This window comes from Cupriavidus sp. WS, assembly GCF_000395345.1.
In the GTDB taxonomy this organism is placed as follows: domain Bacteria; phylum Pseudomonadota; class Gammaproteobacteria; order Burkholderiales; family Burkholderiaceae; genus Cupriavidus; species Cupriavidus basilensis_B.
Genome location: NZ_AQPL01000316.1, coordinates 1 through 23,498 on the forward strand (window position 1 = coordinate 1; position 23,498 = coordinate 23,498).

The 23,498-nt window shown below is 70.2% G+C and carries 21 protein-coding genes; 8 read left to right on the forward strand and 13 right to left on the reverse strand.

The features are described 5' to 3' along the window. Positions 1-189: 189 nt before the first annotated feature. The 9 genes from K206_RS0124185 to K206_RS0124225 all read right to left on the reverse strand — a co-directional run bounded on the left by K206_RS0124185 (position 190) and on the right by K206_RS0124225 (position 8,916). Entirely contained in the window at positions 190-1,116 is a 927-nt protein-coding gene (locus K206_RS0124185; protein WP_020204971.1) for a type II secretion system F family protein, read from the reverse strand. Beyond that, entirely contained in the window at positions 1,109-2,428 is a 1,320-nt protein-coding gene (locus K206_RS0124190; protein WP_020204972.1) for a CpaF family protein, read from the reverse strand. The genes K206_RS0124185 and K206_RS0124190 overlap by 8 nt, the downstream gene beginning before the upstream one ends. Before the next feature lies 1 nt (position 2,429). Next, on the reverse strand, positions 2,430-3,647 hold the full coding sequence (locus tag K206_RS0124195; protein WP_043367051.1) for a pilus assembly protein: 1,218 nt from the start codon (positions 3,645-3,647) through the stop codon (positions 2,430-2,432). A 41-nt stretch (positions 3,648-3,688) separates the two neighbouring features. After that, positions 3,689-5,041, reverse strand: a complete 1,353-nt coding sequence (locus K206_RS0124200) for a type II and III secretion system protein family protein (RefSeq protein WP_081651494.1) — start codon at positions 5,039-5,041, stop codon at positions 3,689-3,691. 85 nt (positions 5,042-5,126) lie between these two features. After that, the gene (gene cpaB, locus K206_RS0124205) at positions 5,127-6,086 is read right to left on the reverse strand and encodes a Flp pilus assembly protein CpaB (RefSeq protein WP_020204975.1); all 960 of its coding nucleotides are present in this window, start codon (positions 6,084-6,086) and stop codon (positions 5,127-5,129) included. A gap of 85 nt (positions 6,087-6,171) precedes the next feature. Then, on the reverse strand, positions 6,172-6,636 hold the full coding sequence (locus K206_RS0124210; RefSeq protein ID WP_020204976.1) for a TadE/TadG family type IV pilus assembly protein: 465 nt from the start codon (positions 6,634-6,636) through the stop codon (positions 6,172-6,174). Positions 6,637-6,696: 60 nt separating this feature from the next. Further along, the gene (locus K206_RS0124215; protein ID WP_029044020.1) at positions 6,697-7,203 is read right to left on the reverse strand and encodes a prepilin peptidase; all 507 of its coding nucleotides are present in this window, start codon (positions 7,201-7,203) and stop codon (positions 6,697-6,699) included. Positions 7,204-7,208: 5 nt separating this feature from the next. Then, positions 7,209-7,385 carry a Flp family type IVb pilin gene (locus tag K206_RS0124220; RefSeq protein ID WP_020204978.1) on the reverse strand — a complete coding sequence of 59 codons (177 nt, stop codon included), beginning with the start codon at positions 7,383-7,385 and terminating at the stop codon, positions 7,209-7,211. Between the two features lie 349 nt (positions 7,386-7,734). Then, complete coding sequence (locus K206_RS0124225) at positions 7,735-8,916, reverse strand: collagen-like triple helix repeat-containing protein (protein ID WP_043367050.1); 1,182 nt, start codon at positions 8,914-8,916, stop codon at positions 7,735-7,737. A gap of 618 nt (positions 8,917-9,534) precedes the next feature. On the opposite strand from K206_RS0124225, the gene K206_RS0124230 reads away from it, so the two are divergent. From K206_RS0124230 to K206_RS0124245, 4 genes are all read left to right on the forward strand, one after another. Continuing rightward, a complete protein-coding gene (locus K206_RS0124230) occupies positions 9,535-11,055 on the forward strand; it encodes a collagen-like triple helix repeat-containing protein (protein WP_020204980.1) in 1,521 nt (506 codons plus the stop codon). A gap of 204 nt (positions 11,056-11,259) precedes the next feature. Continuing rightward, the gene (locus tag K206_RS0124235) at positions 11,260-12,927 is read left to right on the forward strand and encodes a ShlB/FhaC/HecB family hemolysin secretion/activation protein (protein WP_020204981.1); all 1,668 of its coding nucleotides are present in this window, start codon (positions 11,260-11,262) and stop codon (positions 12,925-12,927) included. A gap of 463 nt (positions 12,928-13,390) precedes the next feature. Beyond that, the gene (locus K206_RS0124240; RefSeq protein ID WP_020204982.1) at positions 13,391-15,592 is read left to right on the forward strand and encodes a TonB-dependent siderophore receptor; all 2,202 of its coding nucleotides are present in this window, start codon (positions 13,391-13,393) and stop codon (positions 15,590-15,592) included. 99 nt (positions 15,593-15,691) lie between these two features. Next, positions 15,692-16,483 (forward strand): tetratricopeptide repeat protein, encoded by a 792-nt coding sequence (locus tag K206_RS0124245; RefSeq protein WP_020204983.1) that lies wholly within the window; start codon positions 15,692-15,694, stop codon positions 16,481-16,483. Here K206_RS0124245 and K206_RS0124250 read toward each other — a convergent pair. Continuing rightward, positions 16,452-16,658: a dodecin gene (locus K206_RS0124250; RefSeq protein ID WP_020204984.1), complete on the reverse strand. Its 207-nt coding sequence runs from the start codon at positions 16,656-16,658 to the stop codon at positions 16,452-16,454. The genes K206_RS0124245 and K206_RS0124250 overlap by 32 nt on opposite strands. Positions 16,659-16,981: 323 nt before the next feature. On the opposite strand from K206_RS0124250, the gene K206_RS0124255 reads away from it, so the two are divergent. After that, on the forward strand, positions 16,982-17,233 hold the full coding sequence (locus K206_RS0124255; RefSeq protein WP_029044022.1) for a hypothetical protein: 252 nt from the start codon (positions 16,982-16,984) through the stop codon (positions 17,231-17,233). Positions 17,234-17,295: 62 nt separating this feature from the next. On the opposite strand, the gene K206_RS0124260 is transcribed toward K206_RS0124255, so the two are convergent. Then, a complete protein-coding gene (locus K206_RS0124260; protein ID WP_020204986.1) occupies positions 17,296-18,039 on the reverse strand; it encodes an SDR family oxidoreductase in 744 nt (247 codons plus the stop codon). Between the two features lie 135 nt (positions 18,040-18,174). Then, entirely contained in the window at positions 18,175-19,083 is a 909-nt protein-coding gene (locus tag K206_RS0124265; protein ID WP_020204987.1) for a LysR family transcriptional regulator, read from the reverse strand. A gap of 226 nt (positions 19,084-19,309) precedes the next feature. Here K206_RS0124265 and K206_RS0124270 point away from each other — a divergent pair, with 226 nt between their 5' ends. The 3 genes from K206_RS0124270 (at position 19,310) to K206_RS0124280 (ending at position 22,820) form a co-directional block, all read left to right on the forward strand. Next, positions 19,310-20,134 (forward strand): DNA/RNA non-specific endonuclease, encoded by an 825-nt coding sequence (locus tag K206_RS0124270; protein ID WP_020204988.1) that lies wholly within the window; start codon positions 19,310-19,312, stop codon positions 20,132-20,134. 170 nt (positions 20,135-20,304) lie between these two features. Next, complete coding sequence (locus K206_RS0124275) at positions 20,305-21,012, forward strand: dienelactone hydrolase family protein (RefSeq protein ID WP_020204989.1); 708 nt, start codon at positions 20,305-20,307, stop codon at positions 21,010-21,012. 245 nt (positions 21,013-21,257) lie between these two features. Then, entirely contained in the window at positions 21,258-22,820 is a 1,563-nt protein-coding gene (locus K206_RS0124280) for a fatty acyl-CoA synthetase (protein ID WP_020204990.1), read from the forward strand. Between the two features lie 23 nt (positions 22,821-22,843). On the opposite strand, the gene K206_RS0124285 is transcribed toward K206_RS0124280, so the two are convergent. After that, positions 22,844-23,498 (reverse strand): glycine zipper 2TM domain-containing protein (locus tag K206_RS0124285; RefSeq protein WP_020204991.1); only part of this gene is annotated, 655 nt, incomplete at its 5' end.

Sequence of the window (23,498 nt, forward strand, 5' to 3'; positions counted from 1 at the left end):
CGGGCGGCGCTGCCGCGGCGCCGGCCGCCGCCACCGCGGCCTGGCGCGAGAGCGCCGCGTCGATGGTGCGCGTGGCGCGCAGGCGCTGGCGCCACTGGCTCACCAGCGGCAGCGCGAGCGCGGCGAGGCCCAGCGCGGCAAGGCCCAGGCTCAGCGAGATCAGGGTGATGCTGTCCATGCGCGCCGCCCCTATACCGACCTGGCCAGGCGATAGAGCATGGCCGCCCCGACCACCTCGAGCGCCAGCGCAACCAGCAGCAGCGTCTTGCCGCCGGGATCGCGCCACATCATCATGATGTAGGCCGCGTTCATCACGAACATCATCCCGCCCACCACCAGCGGCAACAGCCCCAGCACCCACGCCGACAGGCGCGTCTCCGCGGACAGCGCATACAGTTCCTGCTGGGCCTGCTCGCGGTCGCGCATGAAGGCCGCGGTGCGCTCCATCACGATGTCGGCGCGGCCGCCATAGCGCGTGGCCAGGCGCAGCACGGACGACAGCAGCATCAGTTCGTCCACGCGATAGACGCGCGCCACCTGCAGAACCGCCTGGTCCAGTTCCTTGCCGGCGCGCTGCAGGTGGATGGCCTGCACCAGGCACTGCCGCAGCGGCGGCTCGGTGTTGCCGATGGCGGTCTGGAAGGCGGCCGGCACGCTGCTGCCGATGCTCATCATGCGCACCACCGCGTCGAGGAACGACGGCAGTTGCCGGCGCAGCTTCTGGCCGGCGCGGCGCGCCCGGTTCCACAGCAGGAAATACATCAGCAGCAGCGTCAGGAACAGCGCCGTCAGCGCCGCCAGCACGCCGCCGGCGGCGGCGGCCAGCAGCGCCACGCAGACGACCAGCGCGGCGGCCAGCGAGTAGGCGCGCCGCGTGGGCGCCAGGTCGGCCCGGCGCAGCAGTTCTTCCCAGCGCCGGCCGAGATCGTTGCGCTTCTTGCCGGCCTGCGGCTCGGGCGCGGCCGCGTAGCGTGCCTTGACCTGCTCGGTCTGCGCGCGCAGGAAGGCGCGCGCGCTCTCGTCCTGCGCGCGGGCGCGGGCGCTGGCCAGCAGCAGCAGGCCCAGGCCCAGCACCACGAGCGCGGCCGCGGCGACGGCCAGGGCAGCGCTAGACATCGAAGCGGTCGTCGAGGCCGAAGCCGGCCGCCGGGCGCATGCGCGCGAGCTTCGGCGAATGCGGCAGGATGCCCAGCGACAGCCAGCGGTCCACCTCGATGCCGTCGGGCCCGGTATAGGGCTCGTGGCGATAGAGCTCCTGCGTGGAGATGATGTTGTCGCCCAGGCCCGTCACCTCGGTGACGGAGAGGATGCGCCGCTTGCCGTTCGAGAGCCGGCCGATCTGCACGATGAAGTCGATGGCGTTGGCGATCTGCCGGCGCAGGCTGGACTCGCTGCCCTGGAAGCCGGCGAAGCCGGCCAGCATCTCGAGCCGGTACAGGCATTCGCGCGGGCTGCTGGAGTGGATCGTGCCCATCGAGCCGTCGTGGCCGGTGCTCATGGCCTGCAGCATCTCCAGCACTTCGCCGCCGCGCACTTCGCCCACGATGATGCGGTCCGGCCGCATGCGCAGGCTGTTGCGCAGCAGGTCGCGGATCGACACCACGCCGGTGCCCTCGAAGCCGCCGGGGCGGCTCTCCAGGCGCACCACGTGCGGGTGGTTCAGCGCCAGCTCGGCGGTGTCCTCGATGGTGATCACGCGCTCGCCGTCGGGCACGAAGGTGGCCAGCGCGTTGAGCAGCGAGGTCTTGCCCGAGCTGGTGCCGCCGCTGACGAGGATGTTGCAGCGCGCCTTGACCGCGGCTTCGAGCAGTTCGCTGACCTCCGGGCTCATAGTGCCGAGCGCCTGCAGGTCCGCCGGCGTGAGCGGGTCCTTGCGGAACTTGCGGATCGACACCACCGGGCCGGCCAGCGCCAGCGGCGGGATCACCACGTTGATGCGGCCGCCGTCCGGCAGGCGCGCGTCGACCATCGGGTTCGATTCGTCCAGGCGGCGCCCGATCGGCGCGAGGATGCGGCGCACGATGCGCAGCAGGTGGCCGTTGTCGGCGAAGCGCACCGGGATGCGCTCCAGCACGCCGTGGCGCGACACGTACACGTCGAGGTGGCCGTTGACGAGGATGTCCTCCACCGCCGGATCGTTGAGCAGGTCCTCGATCGGGCCGAAGCCGGCCAGCTCCTTGGTCAGCGCCTCGGCGATCTGGTGCAGCTCGACCTCGTTGATCGGGATTCGGCGCAGCCGCGTGAAGCTCTCCAGCTCCAGGTCGACGAAGCGGTTGATCGCGGTGCGCGACCAGCGCCCGAACTCCGCGCCGAGCTCCTCGATCCGGGTGAGCAGGTGCTCGTGGGCCGCCTCCTTGATGTTCTGGAATTCCTGCGATGCAGGAAACGGCGCGGCGGCGTTGTCGGAGAATTCAATGGCTTGCGACATGTCAGTTCCCAGCCCGCTCAGCGCGCAACGCGCGCATGGCGCGCAGCGCTTCGGGCAGCTTTTCTTTTACCCGGCCCAGCAAGCCGGCTTCGCTTGCGGTGCCGGCACGGTATCCCAGCTTGTCCACCAGCTGGCCAACGGCACGGACATACGGATCGGCGGGGCTGTCGTCGGCCAGCACCACGCCACGGTTGAGCGCCAGCACCAGCGGCTCGCGCCGGTCGGGCAAGGTGCCGACCGACGTGGCCTCCAGCCGTTGCGCGATCTGCTGCGCATCCACGCCCAGGCGCGCGTCGAAACGCGAGACCAGCAGGTGCAGGTCTTCCCGTTCCACCTCGCGCTTCTTCAGCTCCTGCAACAGCTCGGCCGCCGAGACGATGGCGCCCACGCCCTGGTCCACCATCAGCAGCACCGTGTCGGCGGCCTTGACCAGGTGCGCCATGAACTCGATGTTGCTGAACCCACCCAGGTCCACCACCTGCAGGTCGAAGAACGCGCGCAGGCGGTTGAGCAGGCCCAGCGCCTCCATGAAGGAGATGTCGCGCAGCTCCGCCAGCGTGGCCGGCAGCGGCAGCACCACCACGCCGTTGCCGTGGCGCGCCAGCGCGGTCTGCACGAAGACCTGGTCGAAGCGGCGCAGGTTGCGCACGCCCTCGACGAAATGAAAGCCGGGGTTGATGTTCATGTAGAGCGAGCCATCGCGCGCCGGCAGGCCCAGGTCCATCAGCAGCACCTCGCCGTGGCAGCGCTTGCGCACCGCCGCGGCCAGGTTGGTCGCCAGCGTGGTCGCGCCCACGCCCACGCGCGCGCCCAGCACCGCCACCACCTTGCCGCGCCGCGCGGGCTCAGCCTGGCCGCGCACGGTCAGCAGCCGGCGCACGATCTCCACCGCGCCGCCCGGCGGCGCGGTCATGTCGATGAAATCCTTGGCGCCGCCGCGCAGCGCCGCGAGCATGATCTCGGGCTCGCCGGCATTGCCCACGGCCACCAGCGGCAGCCCCGGATAGAGCCGCGTCACCTGCTCGGCGAGCCGGCCCGAGGCCAGCGCCTGCTCGCGCGAAAAATGCAGGAACACCATGCCCGGGTTGATGGTGGCGATCTGTTCCAGGAACACGTCCTGCGGGCCGGGCTCGACCGCCAGCTGGCCCAGGCTGGAGAGCGCGGCCGACAGCCATTGCCGTGGTTCGGGCTGCGCCGCGTTGAAGAGGAAATAGCCCATCTGCGCCTGCCGCTCCGTGCCTTCGTCCGCCGCGCCGGGATTCATTTCGAGAAGCCCGGCAGGGTGGGATCAACGTATTCGCCCAGCACGTACCAGCCCCACACATTGGGGTTGCCGCTGGTGCGGCCGTCCTCGGTGACCGCGGCCACCGCCGCCGCGCCCTTGGCCAGGGGGCGCACCAGGCGCGGCGTGACCACGATCATCAGCTCGCGGTCCTCCTGGTTGAAATTCAGGTTGCGGAAGAAGGTGCCGATGATCGGCAGGTCGCCGAGGAACGGCACCTTGCTGACGTTGCTGACCGTGTTGCGGCTGACCAGGCCGCCAATCACGAAACTCTCGCCGTCGCCCAGCTCCACCGTGGTGTCGGCGCGGCGCGTGACGATGCCGGGCACCAGCGTGCCGTTGATCGAGACGCCGCGCGAGGGATCGAGATCGCTCGCTTCCGGCGCCACCTTGAGCGCGATGCGGTCCTTGGACAGGATCGTGGGCGTCACGCTCAGGCCGATGCCGAACGGCTTGAACTGGATCGTGGTGGTGCCCAGCGCCTGCGGCACCGGGATCGGAATCTCGCCGCCGGCGAGAAAGCTCGCGCTCTGGCCCGACAGCGCCACCAGGCTGGGCTCGGCCAGCACGCGCGCCATGCCGTTGCTTTCCAGCAGGCTCAGGTTGGCGAAGATGCCGCGCGAGAACGACGCCGCGACGAGGTTGAAGGCGCTGCTGATCGGCAGGCTGACGTCCGTGCTCAGCGAGCCGGTGCCGTTCGCGCCCGGCGTGAAGGTGAACTTGTTCAGCGACGACGGCGCGAACGTGCCGAAGGCGAAGCCGCCGTTGTTGCGATAGAAATTGAAGCCGACCTCCTTGAGCACCGTCTTGCTGATCTCCACCACCTTCACGTCCACCTGCACGGTGCCGCTGACGGGAATGGTCGAGCGGTCTGCCACCATGCTGCCCTTGCCTTCCGCGCCGGCGGTGGCCGCGCGCGCCAGCTGCTGCGCGCGCCAGGCCGACTGCGCATCGCGCGACTGGCCGCTGATGTCGGCGCCCGCGCCCGACACGGCCACGCCGGCGCCATCGGCCTCGGCCTCGGTGGCGTCCACCTGGACATGGATGGTCCGCGCCGGCTCGCCGCGCGTCCACACCATCAGGTCGGTCGCGCCGGGCTTCTTGGCTACCACCAGCACGCCGTTGGCGCCGGCGCGGTTCTTCAGCAGCAGGGCGTCGGCCACCGCCGGATTGCCGATGGCGACGCGCTCCAGCGGCTGGGCCAGCTGCAGCTGCCGCTGGCTGCCGACCACGAGCCGCAGCTCCCGCGGACTCTCCGCCTGCTGCGCCCAGGCGGTGGAAACGGCGCAGCAGACGGCAAGGGTGGCTGCGCCGGCAAGAAGGGATTTCATCAATCGGCTATCCAGAAAGTATGACTGTCCGAAAAGCGCCGCGGCTCGCCAGCGTGACACGCATGGACGGCCGCGGGGCCTTGCTTCATTCGATCTCGCGCTTGCCGCCGCGGATCACCTCGACACTGTTCTGCGCCACGCTGCTCGCCATGCGGCTCCGCGGCGCCGGCACGGCGGACGCGGCCGCCGGCGCCGGCCGGGACGCGGCCTGCTCGCGCCGGGCGGGGCCGGCCACGCCGGCCAGGCTTGCCAGCGCCACCCCGGCCACGGCCCGGTCGGACGCGGTGAGCACGGCCGGCGCGCCGGCCGGCAGCCGAGCCTGCAGCGCGGGCGCCGGCTCGGCAAGCAGGTTCTCGGCCGGCACGCTGCCGTCTTCCGGATTGCGCAGCGCCAGCAGCAGGCGTCCGCTCTGCTGCCCCAGCGCCAGCTTGCCGACGTCGGCCACGGGCACCGCCAGCACGGCGGTCTTGGCGCCCTCGCGGCGCACCATCATCTGGTCCGGGGCGGGCTTGGCGGTCTCGATCACGGTGCCCGCGCCGTAGGCCAGCACGCGCAGGCGCGCCAGCAGCAGGCGCGCCTGGCTGCCTTCGATCTCCTGGCCGTCGCGGCGGAACACGGCGAACACGTCGACGAAATCGCCGGGCTGCACCTGGTTGCCCACGCCGATCACCTCATCGACGGCGACGGCCACCGCGCGCTCGCCTTCCTTCACCTGCGAAGCCAGCCCGGCAAGCAACTGGCTTTCGAGCACGGGCACGTTGGCGCCGATGCCGACCAGCGGGATCTGCCCGGCGACGCGCGCCACGTCGGTGTACGCGCCGGTCGGGTTGATCGGCAGTTGCTCGACCTTGAGCGCGTCGGCGGGAACCGGCTTGCCCGCTTCGATCGGCTTGACGGTGATCACCACGGCATGCAGCTCGGCGGCAGCGGCCACCGGCGCCGCCGGCTTGGCCGGCGTGCGCGCCACGCGCCACGCCAGCAGCGCCAGCAGCAGCGCGAGGACGAGCAGCGCGATGGCGAGCACGCGAATCTGTTTGCTGGTCATGTGGACTCTCTGTTTCGGTTGAGCGGCACGCGGCCTCGCCGCATGCGGGCAGGCGCGTCAGGCCGCGGCCTCGGCGGTCTGGTGTTCATGTGTCGGGAGCAAGCTGCACGGTGGCGCTGCCGGTGAGCGTGGCGGGCATCGGCACGCCCGGCACGACGGGCAGGATCGCGCCGGAAGGCAGGTTCAGAGTGACCTTGACGCAGACCGAGCCGCCCGGGTTCGCGCAGGCGACAGTCTGCGCAACGTTGCTGGAAGAAACGGCATTCCGGATGGATGCCGGCAAGGTGGCAAGGGCGGTCGCCGAGGCCGCGCTCACTCTCAACGCCTGCGTTGCCGCGGCGTTATTGCCGGTGGCCCCTGCGGGATAGCGCAGGGCCGCGCGCGCGCCTTCCTCGGCAGCAAGCGTGAGCACCTGCTGCATCGCCAGAACGACCCCGAAATAGACGATGCCGATCACCATTGCCAGCAAGATCGGCAATACGATGGCGAATTCGAGCGCGGCCGCGCCGGACGAGCGCGTCCGCACGGCGTGATTTCCCCGCAATGACATACTTCACCCGGTTGTGCTTTAGTTCTTCTTGCGCCGAACCGGTGGCGCGGACTGCGACACCTACTTCCCGAGCATCATCCAGACCAGCAAACCGACCGCGAGGTAAGCGGCATATGGAATGCCCCTGACCTCGTTTGCCTGCCCTGTCGAGACCGATGGCGCGGTGCCTGCCAAGCGCCGCAGCAAGCCCGCCACATGGTCTGCCCATACCCTCACGACCACCGTCTCCCGCGCACGTACCAGCAAGGCGTGCACGAAAGCCAGCAGGCTGCCCACGACCCACACCGTCACCAGCCCCACCGGGCCGGTCAGCAGACCCGCCACGGCGAAGAATTTGACGTCACCCGCGCCCATCTGCCCGAGCACATAGAAAGGCAGCATGACTAGCAGGCCGAGTGTGAATCCGAGCAATCGAGAGGCGAGACCCGGCTCCGGAATCAAGCCGAGTGGGAACGCCAGGCCGACCGCCGCCATAGCGGCAATCAGCACGGCATTGGGCACTTTTCGATAAGCAAAATCGGTCCAGATGATCGCCGCGCAGAATAGTGCGGCAATAAGGGTAAGCACCTAGATCAGGTGAGAATAGTTGTAATTTTCGTGCCGATAGCCTGGAAGAAGGTACCAATATCGGTAGCCAGTCCCTTTGCAGCCACGGTGATCCCCAATGCGACCAGCCCCACAATCAACCCGTACTCAATTGCAGTAGCACCCCGTTCGTCCCTGATGAAGCCCGCCAAAGCCTTTTTCATGATGTCACTCCGTATAGGTTTAGTTACCCAACGTCCGCTTACCCCTCCGACACCGCCGGGCTCTTTTGGCCTGGCTAGTATCGAGCAGTAACGCTGGTGAGAGAATTTATAGTTCAAAGCCATGTATCAACCATACCCCCCCTTCGGGTTATATTTGTTTCAGCTTAATGGCTGACGGCCGTTTGAAAACAGTGCGTTTTTAAAGAGCAAAACCACTAATTGCGCCGGATGCCACACCCATCCGGATGAAGCCATCCGGCGCAGCGGTGTAAAAGGATGCGCAGCCGCGGGGTAAGGACGACTGCGCACCATAAAGGCGAAATCAATAGAGAATTAAATAAAACTTTTATCAGTGTGAAGTCAGACCACCGAGCAGATTCGGCAATCCGGGCAGCGCGCCGCTGGCATTTCCGCCAGCGCCCGCTGCCGTATTGCGCAAGCCACCGAGCAATCCGGTAACGGGCGCGAGAAGGCCGGTCACTGGCGCGAGAGCGCCCGCAGCGGCGCCGCTGCCACCCGAACCACCCGCGCCGCCGGCCACCGCGCCGACGACCGGCAGGTTGCCGAGCAGGCCGCCGAGCGGATTGCTGCCGCCACTGCCACCGGCGGCACCGCCGAGGCCCGGCAGGTTGAGCAGGCCGCCGAGCGGGCTGGCGGCGCTGCCTGAGCCGGGACCGTTCACGACCCCGCCGACCGCGGCAACGGTCTTGCCGGCCTCGGTCACGACGCCGCCGAGGCTGGACACGATCGGGGCGTGCGTATTGGTGATCAGGCTGCCGCCGCTGGCCACCGAGTTGCCGAGCGTGGCCAGCAGGTTGCCGAGCGGGCCGCCCAGGCCGGTGGCGCCGCCGGCCATCTGCGTGGCGTCGGTGAGCTGCGTGGTCAGCGGCACGATGGCCTTGCTCACGCTGCCCGTCACCTGCGCCACCGGGCCGGTCGACAGTGCCTGGCCGAGCGTGCCGCCGGCCATCGTCACCACGCCGCCGACCTGGTTGACCAGCCCGCCCACCGGCGTGGTCACGGCGCCCAGCGGCGCGAGCGGGCCGGTGCCGAGGCTGCTGACGAGATCGCCCGCGCTCGATACCGTGACGCCCGCCTTCTGCACCACGTTGCCGGTGCTGGCCACCGTCACGCCGAGCGGGTCGGCCACCGCGCCCATCTTGCCGAGTCCGTCGCGCACGCCCGCGCCGAGCGCGCCGACCGTGTCGCCGGCATTCACCACCACGCCGCCGAGGCTGTTGCGCGTGGCTTCCGGCACCAGCGGCAGCGGCGTGTTCTGGATCTGCTTGCCGATGTCGCTCACGGCATTGCCCGCGGCGATCACCGTGTTGCCCACGCCTTCCGTGACCTTCGCCGTGGGCGTCGTGTCAGCGCTGGTGGGCGTGGTGGGCGTGGTCGGCGTCGAGGGCGCGGTCGGCGTGGCGGGGCTGGCGCCGCTGCCGGACCCGCCGGAGGAGCAGCCGGCCAGCAGCATGAGTGCGGCAGCACAGGCGAGGGTCACGGCCGACATCGGGGCGGATTGCGCTTTCATGGGATCTCCTGGTCTTCCTCGCGGAAGGTTGTGCTAGCGGTTGTTCTGCGAACGGCTTTCGTGGTTGGCTCGGGGACCGGGCCCGCGACGCTGGCGTTGCGCCGTGCGCGGTGCTTGTCGGATGTCATTACCGCAAGCTGCGTGCCATCCGTCCGGCGCGCGCCGGACACGCGCCGCCGGGCAGCCGCGCGGCGCGCCGCAAACCGTTGCCGCACGCGGTCCGACGCGCCGCCGCCGGGCCGCGTGGCGCGCGCCGGGGCACGGTGCTTCGCTGCCGCCGGCGTGTTACGTGCTACGTAACGTGTTCCCTCGCGACGTTCCGCGCGCCGGCTTTCCTTCGTTCTCGCGGCGGGGGTCCGCAGGCCGGCGTTGTTCCGTGCGCGGGCCGCCGCGTTACGTAACGCGTAACGCGGAAAGACCCCGCGCGGGGCCCATGTCTGGTCCTTTTCCGGCCATGTCTCATCCTCCCGAAACCCATGCGTAGCAAGGGCTGGAGAGATTTCGGCAGGTGCCGCGCGCGCATGCCGGCCCGCTCTGGCACACCCTTTGCGCAAAGGAGTGCAACACGACGCGCCAATGCGCACCGTGATTTAAACGACGGGAAAAAAGGAAAAGGTCATGCGTACTCAACAGATCATCGTCACCACCCTGCTCGGCACCCTTCTGGCACTCGGCGGCTGCGCCAGCGGCGGCGGCACGACGTCGATGGACACCGGCAGCGGCGCAGGCACCGGCGCGGGCACTGGCGCAGGTACCGGCGCAGGTACGGGCACGGGCGGCGGCAGCAACGGCGGAAACAACGCCGGCAATAACGGGGGCAGCAACGGGGGCGACAGCGGCGGCAGCAATGGTGGCAATAACGGTGGCAACAACGGCGGCGGCACCACGCCGGCCGCGCTGACGCCGACCAGCCAGATCGTCAACCAGGCCGGCAACGTGGTGACTACCACCGGCAACGTGGTGAGCGACCTCGGCACGCAGATCAAGAACACCAACCTGCCCATCCTCTCCACCGAATCGAAGAATGGCCTGGGCGGCGTGATCGGCTCGCTCGGCGCGGCGGTGAGCACGCTGGGCACCGGCGTGCAGGACGGGCTGGGCAACATGCCCAATGCCGCCAACCCGCTCGGCACCACGGTGGCCAGCACCGGCGGCGTGGTGAGCCAGGTGGGCAACGCCGTGACCAACGCGGGCGCGCTGGTCAGCGGCCTGGGCAGCGGCCCGCTGGCGCCGCTGGGCGCGGTGACGACGCCGGTCGGCTCGCTGGTGTCGCAGCTCGGCACCGCCGTCAACGGCGTGGGCGGCAAGCTCGGCCAGGCGCTGTCGACGGGCCCGGTCGAACAAGTCACCGGCGGCGTCAGCAAGCTGATCGTACCGCTGACCTCGCAGCTCACCAGCGCCACGCAGACGCTTGGCGCGGCCACCGGCCTCGGCGCGCCGGTAAACAACCTGCTGACGACGCTGGGCGGCGGCATCGCGCAGATCGGCAACACGGTCAAGCAGACCGACACGCCGGTGGTGTCCGGCGTCGGCGGCATCGTGGCCGGCGCGGGCACCACGGTGGCGGCCCTCGGCGGCGCGGTCTACAACCCCAGCGGCAGCGCGGGCGGCAATCCGCTGGCACCGATCACCGGCCTGCTGGGCGGACTCACGGGCGGCCTTGGCGGCGGCAGCGGCACGAGCAACCCGCTCGCGCCGGTCACGGGCCTCGTTGGCGGCCTTACCGGCGGTCTCGGCGGACTCGGTGGTGGTGCCGGCGGCGCCGCGAACAACCCGCTCGCGCCCGTCACCAGCCTGGTCAGCGGTCTCACCAGTGGTCTTACGGGTGGCCTCGGCAATCTCGGCGGCGCGGCCGGCGGCGGCGCGGGCAATCCGCTCGCGCCCGTCACGGGCCTGGTCAGCGGCCTGGTGGGCGCGGTCTCCGGCGTAGCTGGCAACGCAGGCAGCGCGGCTGGCGCCGGCGGCAATCCGCTGGCCCCGGTAACGGGCCTCGTCGCGGGACTGACCGGCGGCAACGGCGCGAGCAGCGGCGGCACCAGCGGTGCCGGCAGCGCGGGCGGCAGCAAGCCGCTCGCGCCGGTGACGGGCCTGGTGGGCGGATTGCTCGGCGGCCTCGGCAACCTCGGCGGCAAGCGCTGATCCCGCGCTCCGCCACGCAGCAGCGCATGCCGTGCCTTGACAGGCAACGGCATGCGAAATACAAGAGTGGGCGCGGCGCGAGCCGCCCGACACAACAGAACGCGATGGCCATGCGGTACCGCCGGGGATAGCGGCCCCCCGGCGCGATTGGCACGGCGCGTGACAGCCGCAAGCAGGTTTAACGGAAAATCCAGGGGTAAGACCATGACGCACACACGCCTGCGCGCCGCCGCCTTGGCACTCGGCCTCGCCGCCTGCCACGGCGCCGGCGCCGAGCCGCGCAGCCCGGTCCAGGGCGATCCCACGCAGACCCTGCCGAGCATCGCGCCGGCGCGTCCGCCCGAGAGCAAGGTCACGGTCCAGGTGGAGCGGCCCGATTCGGCGCTGCAGAACCTGCTGTCGAGCAAGCTCACGCCGCAGCGCTTCCAGATCGAAGGCGTGAAGGCGATCCCGTTCGCGGAGATCGCGGCGAAGTTCTCGCCGCTGGCGGGCAAGGAGATCACGGTGGCGCAGTTGCTGGAAACGGCCAAGGAAGTCACCGACATGTACCAGCAGCGCGGCTATCCGCTGTCCTTCGCCTTCGTGCCGGCGCAGAGCTTCGAGAACGGCAACGTGATCGTCACCGTGGTGGAGGGGCACGTCGCCACGGTCACGGTGCGCGGCGAGGCGGGCCCGGTCGAAGCCCGCCTGCGCGCCATCGCCGACAAGCTCAAGGAGGACACGCCGCTGCGCCGCGAGACCTTCGAGCACTACGTCAACGTGCTGGCGCTGCAGCCGGGCGTGCAGGTGGCCGCCACCGTGCAGCCGCCGCAGACCACCGACGGCGCCTGCGAGATGGTGCTCGACGTCAAGCGCAAGCCCTTCACGTTCGGCACCGCGCTCGATTACCGCTCGCCCGGCATCCGCGGCGTCGTCACCGCCACCACCAACGGCCTCACGCCGCTGGGCGAGCAGCTGTCGGTGTCGGCGCTGGTGCCGAAGGGGCCGGACCACGAGGAATACTACGTGGCCAGCTACGGCCAGCCGATCGGCACCGAAGGCATGATCGCGCGGCTGAGCGCGTCGCACTACCGCGGCGTGCCCGAGAACGGCACGCTGGAGCAGCTCGGCTTCAACTCGCGCTACGTGAACGACACCAAGCGCCTGGGCGGCACGCTGAGCTATCCGGTCATCCTCAACAACGCGCATTCGCTCACGGCCACCGGCGGCGTCTATGCCAACGACCAGTTCGAGCGCTATACGCAGGCCGGCACCGACCGCCAGATCGCGCTGACCACGCACGTGCGCGTGCTCAGCGCGGAGCTGTCCTACGTGCAGCGGCAGGAGGGTCAGACGCGCAGCGCCACGCTCGGCGTCTACAAGGGCATCGACGCGCTCGGCGCGCTGCGCGAGAACAACGTCAACGACCTGAGCTTCCTGCGCACGCGGCTGATCGCGTCGCAGGCGACCGACCTGCCGCTGGGCTTCGGCGTGGCGGTGTCGGCCGCCGGGCAGTACAGCGCGCAGCGCCTGGCCTCGAGCGAGCAGATCAGCTTCGGCGGGCGCTTCTTCGGCCTCGGCTACCCGCCCGGCGAAGTGGCGGGCGACAAGGGCTGGGGCGCGTCGGCGGAGATCAACCGGCTGTTCACGCCGGGGCTGACCTACCTGAAGACGATCCAGCCCTATGTGTGGTTCGACATGGCGCGCGTGTATTCGAACAGCGTGTCGCTGGTGCACCGCACGCTGTCCTCGGTGGCCATCGGCCTGCGCTTTTCCGACCGGCGCTACTACTCGCTGGACCTGTCGGTCGCCCAGCCGGTCGGCGACAAGCCGGTCAATGCCGCGCGGCGCTCGCCGCGCCTGAACGCGACCTACTCCTACCAGTTCGAGTGATGGCGCGGACAACGCCGTTTCGACGGCGGTTTGCGCAGATCCTCCTGAACCGGCGGCAGCGCCGCGGCTGACGGCCACGGCGCTGCCGCCGTCTTCCCGCAAGGCGGGAAAACACGCGGACCCGGCGAATGCCCGGGCACTGGCGTGTCCCCGTCGCCGCGCCGCCCGCCTCCCCGCTCCATCCCGGCTTCCCCATCCGTCCCGACCTGTTTTTCCGCTCCCCGGCTGCCGGCGTCCCCGTGCATCCCGTCCAGACACGGCGAAAAAATCACTTTTGTTCCACGCATGTAACGTTTTGTGTACACGTCGTTCACCTGTATGTCTTGACGGACATATAAGAGTCAAATGATAATCTGTCTCATTCTCAATATTATTTAAGAAAACAGGGGTAATCGTGCAGACTGTTGTTGCCGCCGGGAAGAACAAAAGACACCAGATTCCGCGCCTGTCGGGCGCCGTGGGCATGGCCGTGGCCGCCGCGCCCGTCGCCGCGCAGACGGCCGGCAGCGTGGAGCTGCCGCACGTGACGGTGGTGGGCACCGCCGACAGCGGCTTCAAGGCGGACACGGCCTCCTCGATCAAGACGCCGGCGGCGCTGCTCGATACGCCCAAGTCGATCACCGTGATTCCGCAGGAAGTGATCCAGAGCACCGCCTCGACCAGCCTCAGCGAAGTGCTGCGCACGGTCCCCGGCATCGCCTTCGGTGCCGGCGAGGGCGGCAACCCGGTCGGCGACCGCCCGTTCATCCGCGGCTACGACGCGCAGGCCAGCACCTTCCTCGACGGCTTCCGCGACATCGGCTCGCAGAGCCGCGAATTGTTCAACGTGGAGTCGGTGGAAGTCACCAAGGGCCCGGCCGGCGCCTACGATGGCCGCGGCTCGGCCGGCGGCAGCATCAACATCGTCAGCAAGGCGCCCAAGCTGGGCAACTTCGCCGAAGGCAACGTCAGCCTCGGCAATGCCGACTACAAGCGCGGCACCGCCGACGGCAACTGGCAGTTCGCCGACCACGCCGCGTTCCGCCTGAACGCGATGTACCACGATGCCGACGTGCCCGGCCGCGACGCCACGCACGCCAACCGCTGGGGCTTCGCGCCGTCGCTGGCGTTCGGCCTGGGTACCGACACGCGCCTGACGCTGTCGTACTACCACATGCAGTCCGACGACATCCCGGACACCGGCATCCCCTACGACAACCCGGCCTTCAACCGCCGCACCGACGGCCGCCAGCGCACGCGCGCGGCCGGCGACGGCTCGCCGCTGAACGTGCCGCGCAACACGTTCTACGGCCTGCTCGACCGCGATTTCCGCAAGGACAAGGCCGACATGGGCACGGTGCGCTTCGAGCACGATTTCAGCCCGGCGCTCAAGTTCCGCAACCAGACGCGCTTCGCCCGCACCACGCAGGACTACATCTGGACCCAGCCCGACGACAGCCAGGGCAACATCTACTACGACATGGTCTGGCGCCGCACCAACACGCGCATCGCCACCGCGCGGACCATCGCCAACCAGACCGACCTGTCCGGCGAATTCGCCACCGGCACGGTCAAGCACAAGTACGCGTTCGGCGTGGAGTTCGCGCAGGAAAAGAGCGAGAACGACAGCTACACCGTGGCCACCGGCAACAACCGCTGCCCCGCCGGCCCGGGCGCCGCCGGCGGCTACAACTGCACCACGCTGTTCAACCCGAACCCCAACGACCCCTGGACCGGCGCGATCACGCGCAACAACAACCCGAGCAACTCCAAGACCAACACCACCTCGGTCTACGCCTTCGACTCGATCGAGCTGACCAAGCAATGGCTGTTCAACGGCGGCGTGCGCTTCGACCACTACAGCGCGGACTTCCAGGCCGCGCGCGCGGCCGACGGCAGCCGCGCCGAGTACTCGCGCGACGACAACCTGTTCAACTACCAGCTCGGCCTGGTGTTCAAGCCGGTGGAGAACGGCAGCGTCTATTTCTCGTACGGCACCTCGTCCACGCCGGCCGGCTCGTTCCTGTCGCAGGGCAGCGACGGCAGCGCGCTGGCCCCGGACCGCGCCGGCAACCGCGGCGACCAGCTCGCGCCGGAAAAGAACCGCGCGTTCGAGCTCGGCACCAAGTGGGACGTGCTGAACAAGCGCCTGCAACTGACCGCCGCCATCTTCCGCGTGGAAACCACCAATGCCCGCATCGTCCAGCAGGACGGCACCGCGATCATGGCCGGCAACAAGCGCGTGGACGGCGTGGAACTGGGCTTCGCCGGCAACGTCACCGACAAGTGGGCGGTGTTCGGCGGCTATACCCACCTGAAGAGCGAGCTGCGCAAGAACGGCGGCTCGGGCGCCGCCTTCGGCAGCACCGACGGCCAGTCCTTCCCCAACACCCCGGCGGACAGCTTCAGCGCGTGGACGACCTACCAGGCCCTGCCCAACTTCACGGTGGGCGGCGGCGCGTACTACGTGTCGAAGATCTGGGGCAACGAGGCGACCAACAAGTGGGTGCCGTCGTACTGGCGCTTCGACGCGATGGCGGCGTACCGCCTCAACAAGAACGTCGGCCTGCAACTGAACCTGCTGAACCTGACCAACAAGGTCTACTACAACCAGGCCTATGCCAGCCACTACGCATCGATCGCGCCGGGCCGCGCGGCCATCGTGAGCCTCAACCTGCGCTACTGAGCGCGCGCGGCGCGGGCTGCCCGCCGGCGGACCCGCGGCAAACCAACGCGGCACACCTTGTCCACGGGCGCGGTGTGCCGTTTTTCCTTCTTTCCTCGCATGGACACACTGCCTTTTCGCATCGCCTCACCGGGCGAACTGGACCAGCTCGGCGCGGCCGGGCTGGCCGGCAAGCTGCGCGAGCCCGCGCACCTCGCGCTGCCCTGGCTGGGCGGCGCGGCCGTGCGGGGCGACCTCGACGCGCAGATGATCCTCGGCCAGTGGTTCCTGGCCGGCCACGGCGTGGCGCGCGACGAGGCCCGCGCCTTCGCCTGGTTCAAGCATGCCGCCCACGCCGGGCACGCCGGCGCCGCCAACATGGCGGGGCGCTGCTACGAGAACGGCTGGGGCACCGCGCGCGACGACCGCGCCGCGGCGCAGTGGTACACGCTGGCCGCGCAGCGCGGCTCGGACTGGGGCATGTACAACCTGGCCACGGCGCTGGTGCTTGGCCGCGGCATCGCCGCCAGCCGCGCCGACGCGCTGGCGTGGTACCGGCGCGCCGCCGACATGGGGCATGCCAAGTCGCTCAACATCGTGGGTGGCTTCTATGAAGACGGCTGGGAGGTGGAGCGCGACACCGCGGCGGCGATGGACTACTACCGCCGCTCGGCCGAGGCCGGCGACTTCCGCGGCCAGTTCAACTACGCGCGCGCGCTGGCGCTGTGCGGCCAGGACAGCGAGGCGATCCGCTGGGTGCGCCAGGTGCCGCGGACCGCCAACGCGCCCTTCGTCGAGAAAATGCTCGACTTCCTGCGCGACGCGCCCGACGCCGCGCTCAACCGGCTGTTCCGCCATGCGGACGCCGCCGCGCGGCAGTTCAGGTCACCCGAAAGCCGATCTTCAGCGTGACCTGGTAGTGCGCCACCTCGCCATCCTCGATGTGGCCGCGCGTCTCCACCACTTCGAACCAGTCGATGTGCTTGATGGTCTCGCCGGCCTTCGCGATGGCGCTGCGGATGGCCGCGTCGCAGCCATCCGGCGAGGAGCCCACGATCTCGACCAGCTTGTAGGTGTGGTTTGACATGTCTGCCTCCTTGGCGCGGCGCGTCGGGCCCGCCTGTTCATCATAGGCAGCCCCGCCGGCAAAGCCCAAGCGCGGCAACGCGGCAGGCACCGCATCGCGCGGGCGCGGCGCGATGGCCCGCGCATGCGGACGGACTGCATCGCGCGACACCCGGCCGGGAGGCGCCGGCGGCATATGCCGCATGCGGCTGCCACTTTGCCGCCCGGTGTTGCCCGGTGTTGCCGAACCGGCGAAACGGCCGCTGGCGGCGGCGAAAGTGTTTGTCCTTTCCGCCACATACGTTCTACCTTACGAGTGTGCGCCCTGCCTTTTCGGAGACCGCAATGGCAATACGCTCTACCGCATCACACAGCACCGCGCAGTTAAGACGCCTGGTCGGACAATTGCAGGCGGAACTCGATTCGCTCGATCACCTGGCCATCTTCGACGCCGAAACGCAGACCGCGCTGGGCCAGGCGCGCGAGCGCCTCACCCAGGGCATCGAAGCCATCGAGGATGCCATCCTGAGCCTGCGCACGCTGCAGCAGGTGCGCCCGTCCGGCGTGCGGGCCCGCAAGACGCCGCGCGTCGCCTGACGCCGCGCGTCGCCTGACGCCGCGCGTCGCCTGACGCGGCGCGCGGCAACTGCTGCGAAATCTCAGAACTCCTGCACGGTCGGGCGCAGCACGATCTCGTTGATGTCCACGTCCGCCGGCTGCTCGATCGCGTAGGCGATCGCGCGCGCCACGGAGTCCGCGGGAATCGCCTGCTGGTAGAACTCGTTCACGGTCTGCGCGCTTTGCGCATGGCTGCTGCCGAGCTTGAGCTCCGAGTCCACCGCGCCCGGCGAGATCACCGTGGTGCGGATGGCGCCGCCCACTTCATGGCGCAGGCCCTCGGAAATCGCGCGCACCGCGAACTTGGTGCCGCTGTACACGGTGCCGCCCGGGCTGAACACCTTCACGCCGGCCACCGAGGCGATGTTGATGAAATGCCCCGCGCCCTGCTTCTGGAACACCGGCAGCGCCGCGGCAATGCCGTACAGCACGCCCTTGACGTTGATGTCGATCATGCGCTCCCACTCGTCGACCTTGCCTTCGCTCAGCGGCGCGATCGCCATCAGGCCGGCGTTGTTGACCATCACGTCGACGCGGCCGAAGCTGGCCACGGCCTTTTGCACCACCGCCTCCACGTCGGCGCGGCGGCTGACGTCGGCCACCACGGTCTCGGCGCGGCCGCCCCCGGCGCGGATCTGCGCCGCCAGCGCTTCGAGGCGGTCGCCGCGGCGCGCGGCCAGCACCAGGAGCGCACCGGCCGCGGCCAGGTGATGCGCGGTAGCCTCGCCCAGCCCGCTGCTGGCGCCCGTGATGACGACGACCTTGCCTTCGATACCTTTGCTCATTTCCTGCTCCGTTGGATGCGGGCTCCCCGGCCCGCCACGAAGCCATTATGTCGGCCGCGACCATCCATAAAAATGGAAATATTCTGATTTCAGTATTCCGGGATATGGAATACCCGGCACACCCGTCGATACGGATCAGGACTCGGCCGCCGCCATGTTGCCGAAGTAGGCGACCAGCGCGTCGAACACCAGCCGGATGCGCATCGGCACCGGGCTGCGCCGCGAGCGGTAGATGTACAGACCCCACGGCGCCGGCGCGTGGCGCTCCAGCACGCTGACCAGCCGGCCCGAGCGCAGGTGCGGCTGCGCGAGGTAGTCCGGCAGTTGCCCGTAGGCCAGGCCGGCGAGGATCGCCTCCATCTCGGTCTCGGGGTCGTCGGTCAGGAAGGCCGGCGAGCGCGGCGTGAACTGCTCGCCCTGGGCGAAGTACCAGGGCCACGCGCGCCCGGTGCTGCGGTCGATCAGGCCGGTGGCGGGCAGCGCCGCGAGGTCGGCCAGGCTGGCCGGCTTGCCCACGCGCGCCACCAGCTCGGGCGTGCCCACCACGTGGAAGGCCACCCGCGCGGTCATGCGCGCCACCAGGCGCTGGTCGCGGAACATGCCCAGGCGCAGGCCGATGTCGATCTCGTCGTCGACCACGTCCGCCAGCTGGTCGGACAGGCGGATGTCGAGCGTGATGCCGGGATGGGCCAGCGCCAGCGGCCGCAGCGCGGCCAGCAGGTGCTGGCGGCCCAGCGTGCTGGGCGCGGTGATGCGCACCACGCCCTTGAGCTCGCTGTCGGAGCGGCTGGCCGGATGCGCGAACAGGCTGTCCACGTCGAGCAGCGCCGCGCGGGCGCGCTCGGCCAGCCGCTCGCCCGCCGCGGTGATGCGGATCTGGCGCGTGTTGCGGTGGAACAGCGGCTCGCCGACCGCCTCCTCGAGGTCCTGGATGGCGCGCGTCACGGTCTGCGGCGACGTGCCGAGCCGCGCCGCAGCTGCCTTGAACGAGGCCGACTCCGCCGCCGCGCAGAAGATCCTCAGCATTTCCAGCCGGTTGAGCATGGGTGTGGGCGCCTTGTCCTTGTATGTGCGCGTGCGCGCGGCGATGGCGCGCGCGCGACACGAAACGGCGATTATAAAAGCGGGCCGGGCAGGCCGCACTCTGGCAGAATGCGCGACGCCCGCGGCCCGGGCCGGCCCGGCAGGTCCGATGCCCGGGTGCCGCGCGGCCTGCCATCGCGCCCGCGCGGCCGCCTTGCGCGGGCTGCCCCGTATTTCCACACGCAGAATGAAGACAGCATCAGCATCACCGGCAACGAAAAAGGCCGCGGCAATCGCACTGACGGCCCTGTTCCTCGCCACGGCGGCGGCACTAGCACCGCCCGCCACGGCCAAGTCCCGCGGCATCAACCCGCAGAGCGCGCCGCCCGCAGCAGGCACGGCCGCTTTCTCGCAATGCCCGCAGTTCTTCGCGCAGCAGGCCGCGCCGAGGCTGCGGGACGACCCGCTGGCCAGGACGCGCGCGCTTTGCTACGACGCCTTCGCGGTGCTCCACTCGGGCCGCAGCAAGACCCCGCTGTACGTGGCCGAGCGCCTGTCGCGCAGCCAGCTGGCCGACGCCCGCGACGAGCCGCGCACCGACCGCTTCTTCGCCGACGCGCGCCTGCCGCGCGCCGAGCGCGCCGAGCTCGACGACTACAAGGGCAGCGGCTATGACCGCGGCCACCTCTCGCCGGCGGCCAACCAGCCGACCGCGCAGGCGATGGCGCAGAGCTTCTCGCTCGCCAACATGGTCCCGCAGGCGCCGCAGAACAACCGCCGCGCGTGGGCCTCGATCGAGAAGGCCACGCGCAGGTACGCGCTGCGCGCCGGCGGCGACGTCTACGTGATCTCCGGCCCGGTCTTCGAGGGCCGGGTGCAGACCATCGGCAGCGACAACGTCTGGGTGCCGAAATACCTCTACAAGCTGGTCTACGACCCGGCGGCCAACCGCGCCTGGGCGCACTGGATCGAGAACACCGACGAGGCGCGCCCGGGCAAGCCGATTTCCTACGGCGAACTGGTGCGCCGCACCGGCATCGAATTCCTGCCGGGCGCGCACCTGGCGGACTGAAGACTGAAGGCGCGCCGCACCCGAAAAGCGCGGAAGTGGCACACTTGCGGTTTGCCGCGCGCGGCGGCCCGCGGCGCCCGTGTCACGGCGGCGCCGCATCGCCGCGCTAGCCTGGCCGCTGTGTTTTCGTCTCGCCAGTTTTTGTCTCACTAACGATGGAGCAAGCCCCAATGCCGAACAATAGCCAATGGATCCGCGTCGAAACCGAAGGCGGCGCCTTCGATGCCTACCTGGCGCTGCCGCCGGCCGGCAAGACCGCCGGCGCCCCCGGGATCGTGCTGGTGCAGGAGATCTTCGGTGTCAATGAACATATCCGCGCCGTGGCGGACCAGTACGCGGCCGACGGCTACGTGGTGCTGGCCCCCGACGTGTTCTGGCGCGACGCGCCGCGCGTGGAGCTGGGCTATGCCGGCGACGACATGAAGCGCGCGCTGGAGCTGCGCCAGAAGGTCGACGTCGAACTGGCGCTCAAGGACATCGCCGCCACCGCCGAAGCCCTGCGCGCGCAGATCGGCGCGGGCGGCAAGATCGCCGTGGTGGGCTACTGTTTCGGCGGCCTGCTGGCCTACCTGAGCGCAGCGCGCGGGCTGGTCGACGCGGCCGTGCCGTACTACGGCGGCGGCATCCAGAACAACCTGCAGGAAGCGGCCAGCATCAAGGTGCCGGTGCAGTTCCACTACGGCGCGCTCGACGCGCATATCCCGGCCGAAGCCGTCGCCAGCGTGCGCGCCGCCGTAGCCGGCAACCCGCGCGCGGAGATCCACGTCTACCCGCAGGCCGATCACGGCTTCAACTGCTGGGCGCGCGGCTCCTACCACCAGCCCTCCGCCGTGCTCGCGCATGGCCGCACGCTGACCTTCCTGGCCGGCGTGCTGTAATCCCCGCCGCGGCCTGCGGCCGCGCGCCCGCCCGCGCCACGCCGTCCCTCCGGCGCGGGCCATCCTTCCCCCAAACCTCCCCCGCCGGGGCGCCTTGCGCCGAATCCGCGCCGCCCGTATGCTGGCCGACGTTCGCCAACGCCGCCGTTCCCCGCGCCCCGTCCATGCCACCGGCGCCGGGAGATGTCCGTCGCGGCAGCGGCTCAAGACTTGCTGGACCCTGGAAAAACACAACGGAGACCACCATGCAGTCAGAGCAGCAGCGCGTCCTGCGCAACACCATCCCCGATGCCCTCGCCCGCGCGGTGCGGCGCAGTCCGGCCAAGACCGCGCTGCGCTTCGGCGAGCGCAACTGGAGCTACCGCGAGCTGGAGGCGGCCGCGGCCGCCGTGGGCGCCGCGCTGCTGCGCTGGGGCCTGCGCCCGGGCGACCGCGTGGCGGCGTTCGGCAAGAATTCCGATGCCTACGTGCTGCTGTGGCTGGGCTGCCTGCGCGCCGGGCTGGTCCACGTGCCGGTGAATTTCTCGATGACGCGCGGCGAGGTGGAGTACGTCGTCGGCCAGTCCGGCGCCAGCGCGCTGTTTGCCGACCCGTCGCTGGCGCCGCTGGTGGCGGGCCTGCCGTGCCGCGTGCTGGGCAGCCTGCACGGCGGCGGCCCGCGCGACGTGCTGGCCGCCGCCGCAGGCCCGGGCGGCGAGATCCTGGCCACGCTGGACGAGGCCATGCCGGCGCAGATCCTCTACACCTCGGGCACCACCTCGGCGCCCAAGGGCGCGGTGCTCACGCACCGCGCCTTGCTGGCCGAGTACATGAGCGCCATCGCCAACTGCGACATCCGCGCCGAGGACTATTCGCTGGCGGCGCTGCCGCTCTACCACTCGGCGCAGATGCATGTGTTCCTGATGCCGCTGCTGCTGATGGGCGGCACCTGCCTGCTGGCGCAAAGCCCCGAGCCGGGCTTCTGCCTGCGCACCGTGCGCGAGGCCGGCATCACCAGCTTCTTCGCGCCGCCCACGGTGTGGATCTCGCTGCTGCGGCATGCGGATTTCGATCCGCGCGAGCTCGGCAGCCTGACCAAGGCCTATTACGGCGCGTCGATCATGCCGCTGCCGGTGCTGCAGGAACTGCGCGAGCGGCTGCCGGCACTGCGCCTGTTCAACTGCTACGGGCAGAGCGAGATCGGGCCGCTGGCCACGGTGCTGGGGCCGGAGGAGCACCGCGAACGGCCGGCATCGGCGGGCCGGCCGGTGCTCAACGTGGAGACCCGCATCGTCGACGAGTCCATGCGGGACGCGCGCCCGGGCGAGCTGGGCGAGATCGTGCACCGCTCGCCGCAGTTGCTGACCGGGTACTGGGACAAGCCGGAACAGAGCGCGGAAGCCTTCGGCGGCGGCTGGTTCCACTCGGGCGACCTGGGCTACATGGACGAGGCCGGCTACCTGTACGTGGTCGACCGCATCAAGGACGTGATCAACTCCGGCGGCGTGCTGGTGTCGAGCCGCGAGGTCGAGGAATGCCTGTACCAGCACGAGGCGGTGGCGGAGGTGGCGGTGTTCGCGCTACCGCATCCGAAGTGGGTGGAGGCGGTGGCGGCCTGCGTGGTGCTCCGGCGCGATGCGCGCGCGCGGCAGGACGATGGCGGCGACGGCGCGCGGGAAGAAGCGCTGCTCGCCCACGCGCGCGCGGCGCTGGCGCCGTTCAAGGTGCCCAAGCGCATCGTGTTCGTCGCCGACCTGCCGCGCAACACGGCGGGCAAGCTGCTCAAGCGCCAGTTGCGCGAGGACTACGCGGGCCTGTTCGGCGCCTGAACCGCCATCCCGCCATCACGCCGTCAGTACGGCATCGCCACGCCGTTCTGCACCTTGACCCGGTCGCCGTTGCGCAGGTTGTACGGCGTCGACTGGGTCAGCGTGAGATAGCCGTTGTCGGTGGTGCGCACGCGGATGCGGTAGGCCGGCGGCGCGGTATTGGCGCGCTTCTCGACTTCGTTGCCGGCCACCGCGCCGGCCACCGCGCCGCCGATGGTGGCCACCGTGTTGCCGCGCCCGCCGCCGACCTGGTGGCCCAGCAGGCCGCCGACCACGCCGCCGATCAGCGCGCCGGCCACGCCGCCGTCCGGCGCTTGCCCCTGCACCATCTCGATCGACTCGACCTGGCCATAGCGCACGCCATAGGCGTCATAGCCGCCCGCGGCGGGCGCGGCCTGCTGGTAGCCGGCCTGCGGATACGGCTGCTGCGCATAACCCGGCTGCGGCTGCGGGTAGCCGCCCTGCTGGGGATAGCCTTGCTGCGGGTAGCCCTGCTGCACGTAGCCTTGCTGCGGCTCGCCGTCCTGCGCCCAGGCCGGCTGCGGGTAGCCGTCCTGGGGATAACCGGACTGCGGATAGGACGCCTGCGGAACCCCTTGCTGCGGATAGGCGGCGGGATAGCCGGAGGGATAACCGGCAGGATAGGCCGCGCCGGCCGGCGCGCCGCCGGCGCCGTAG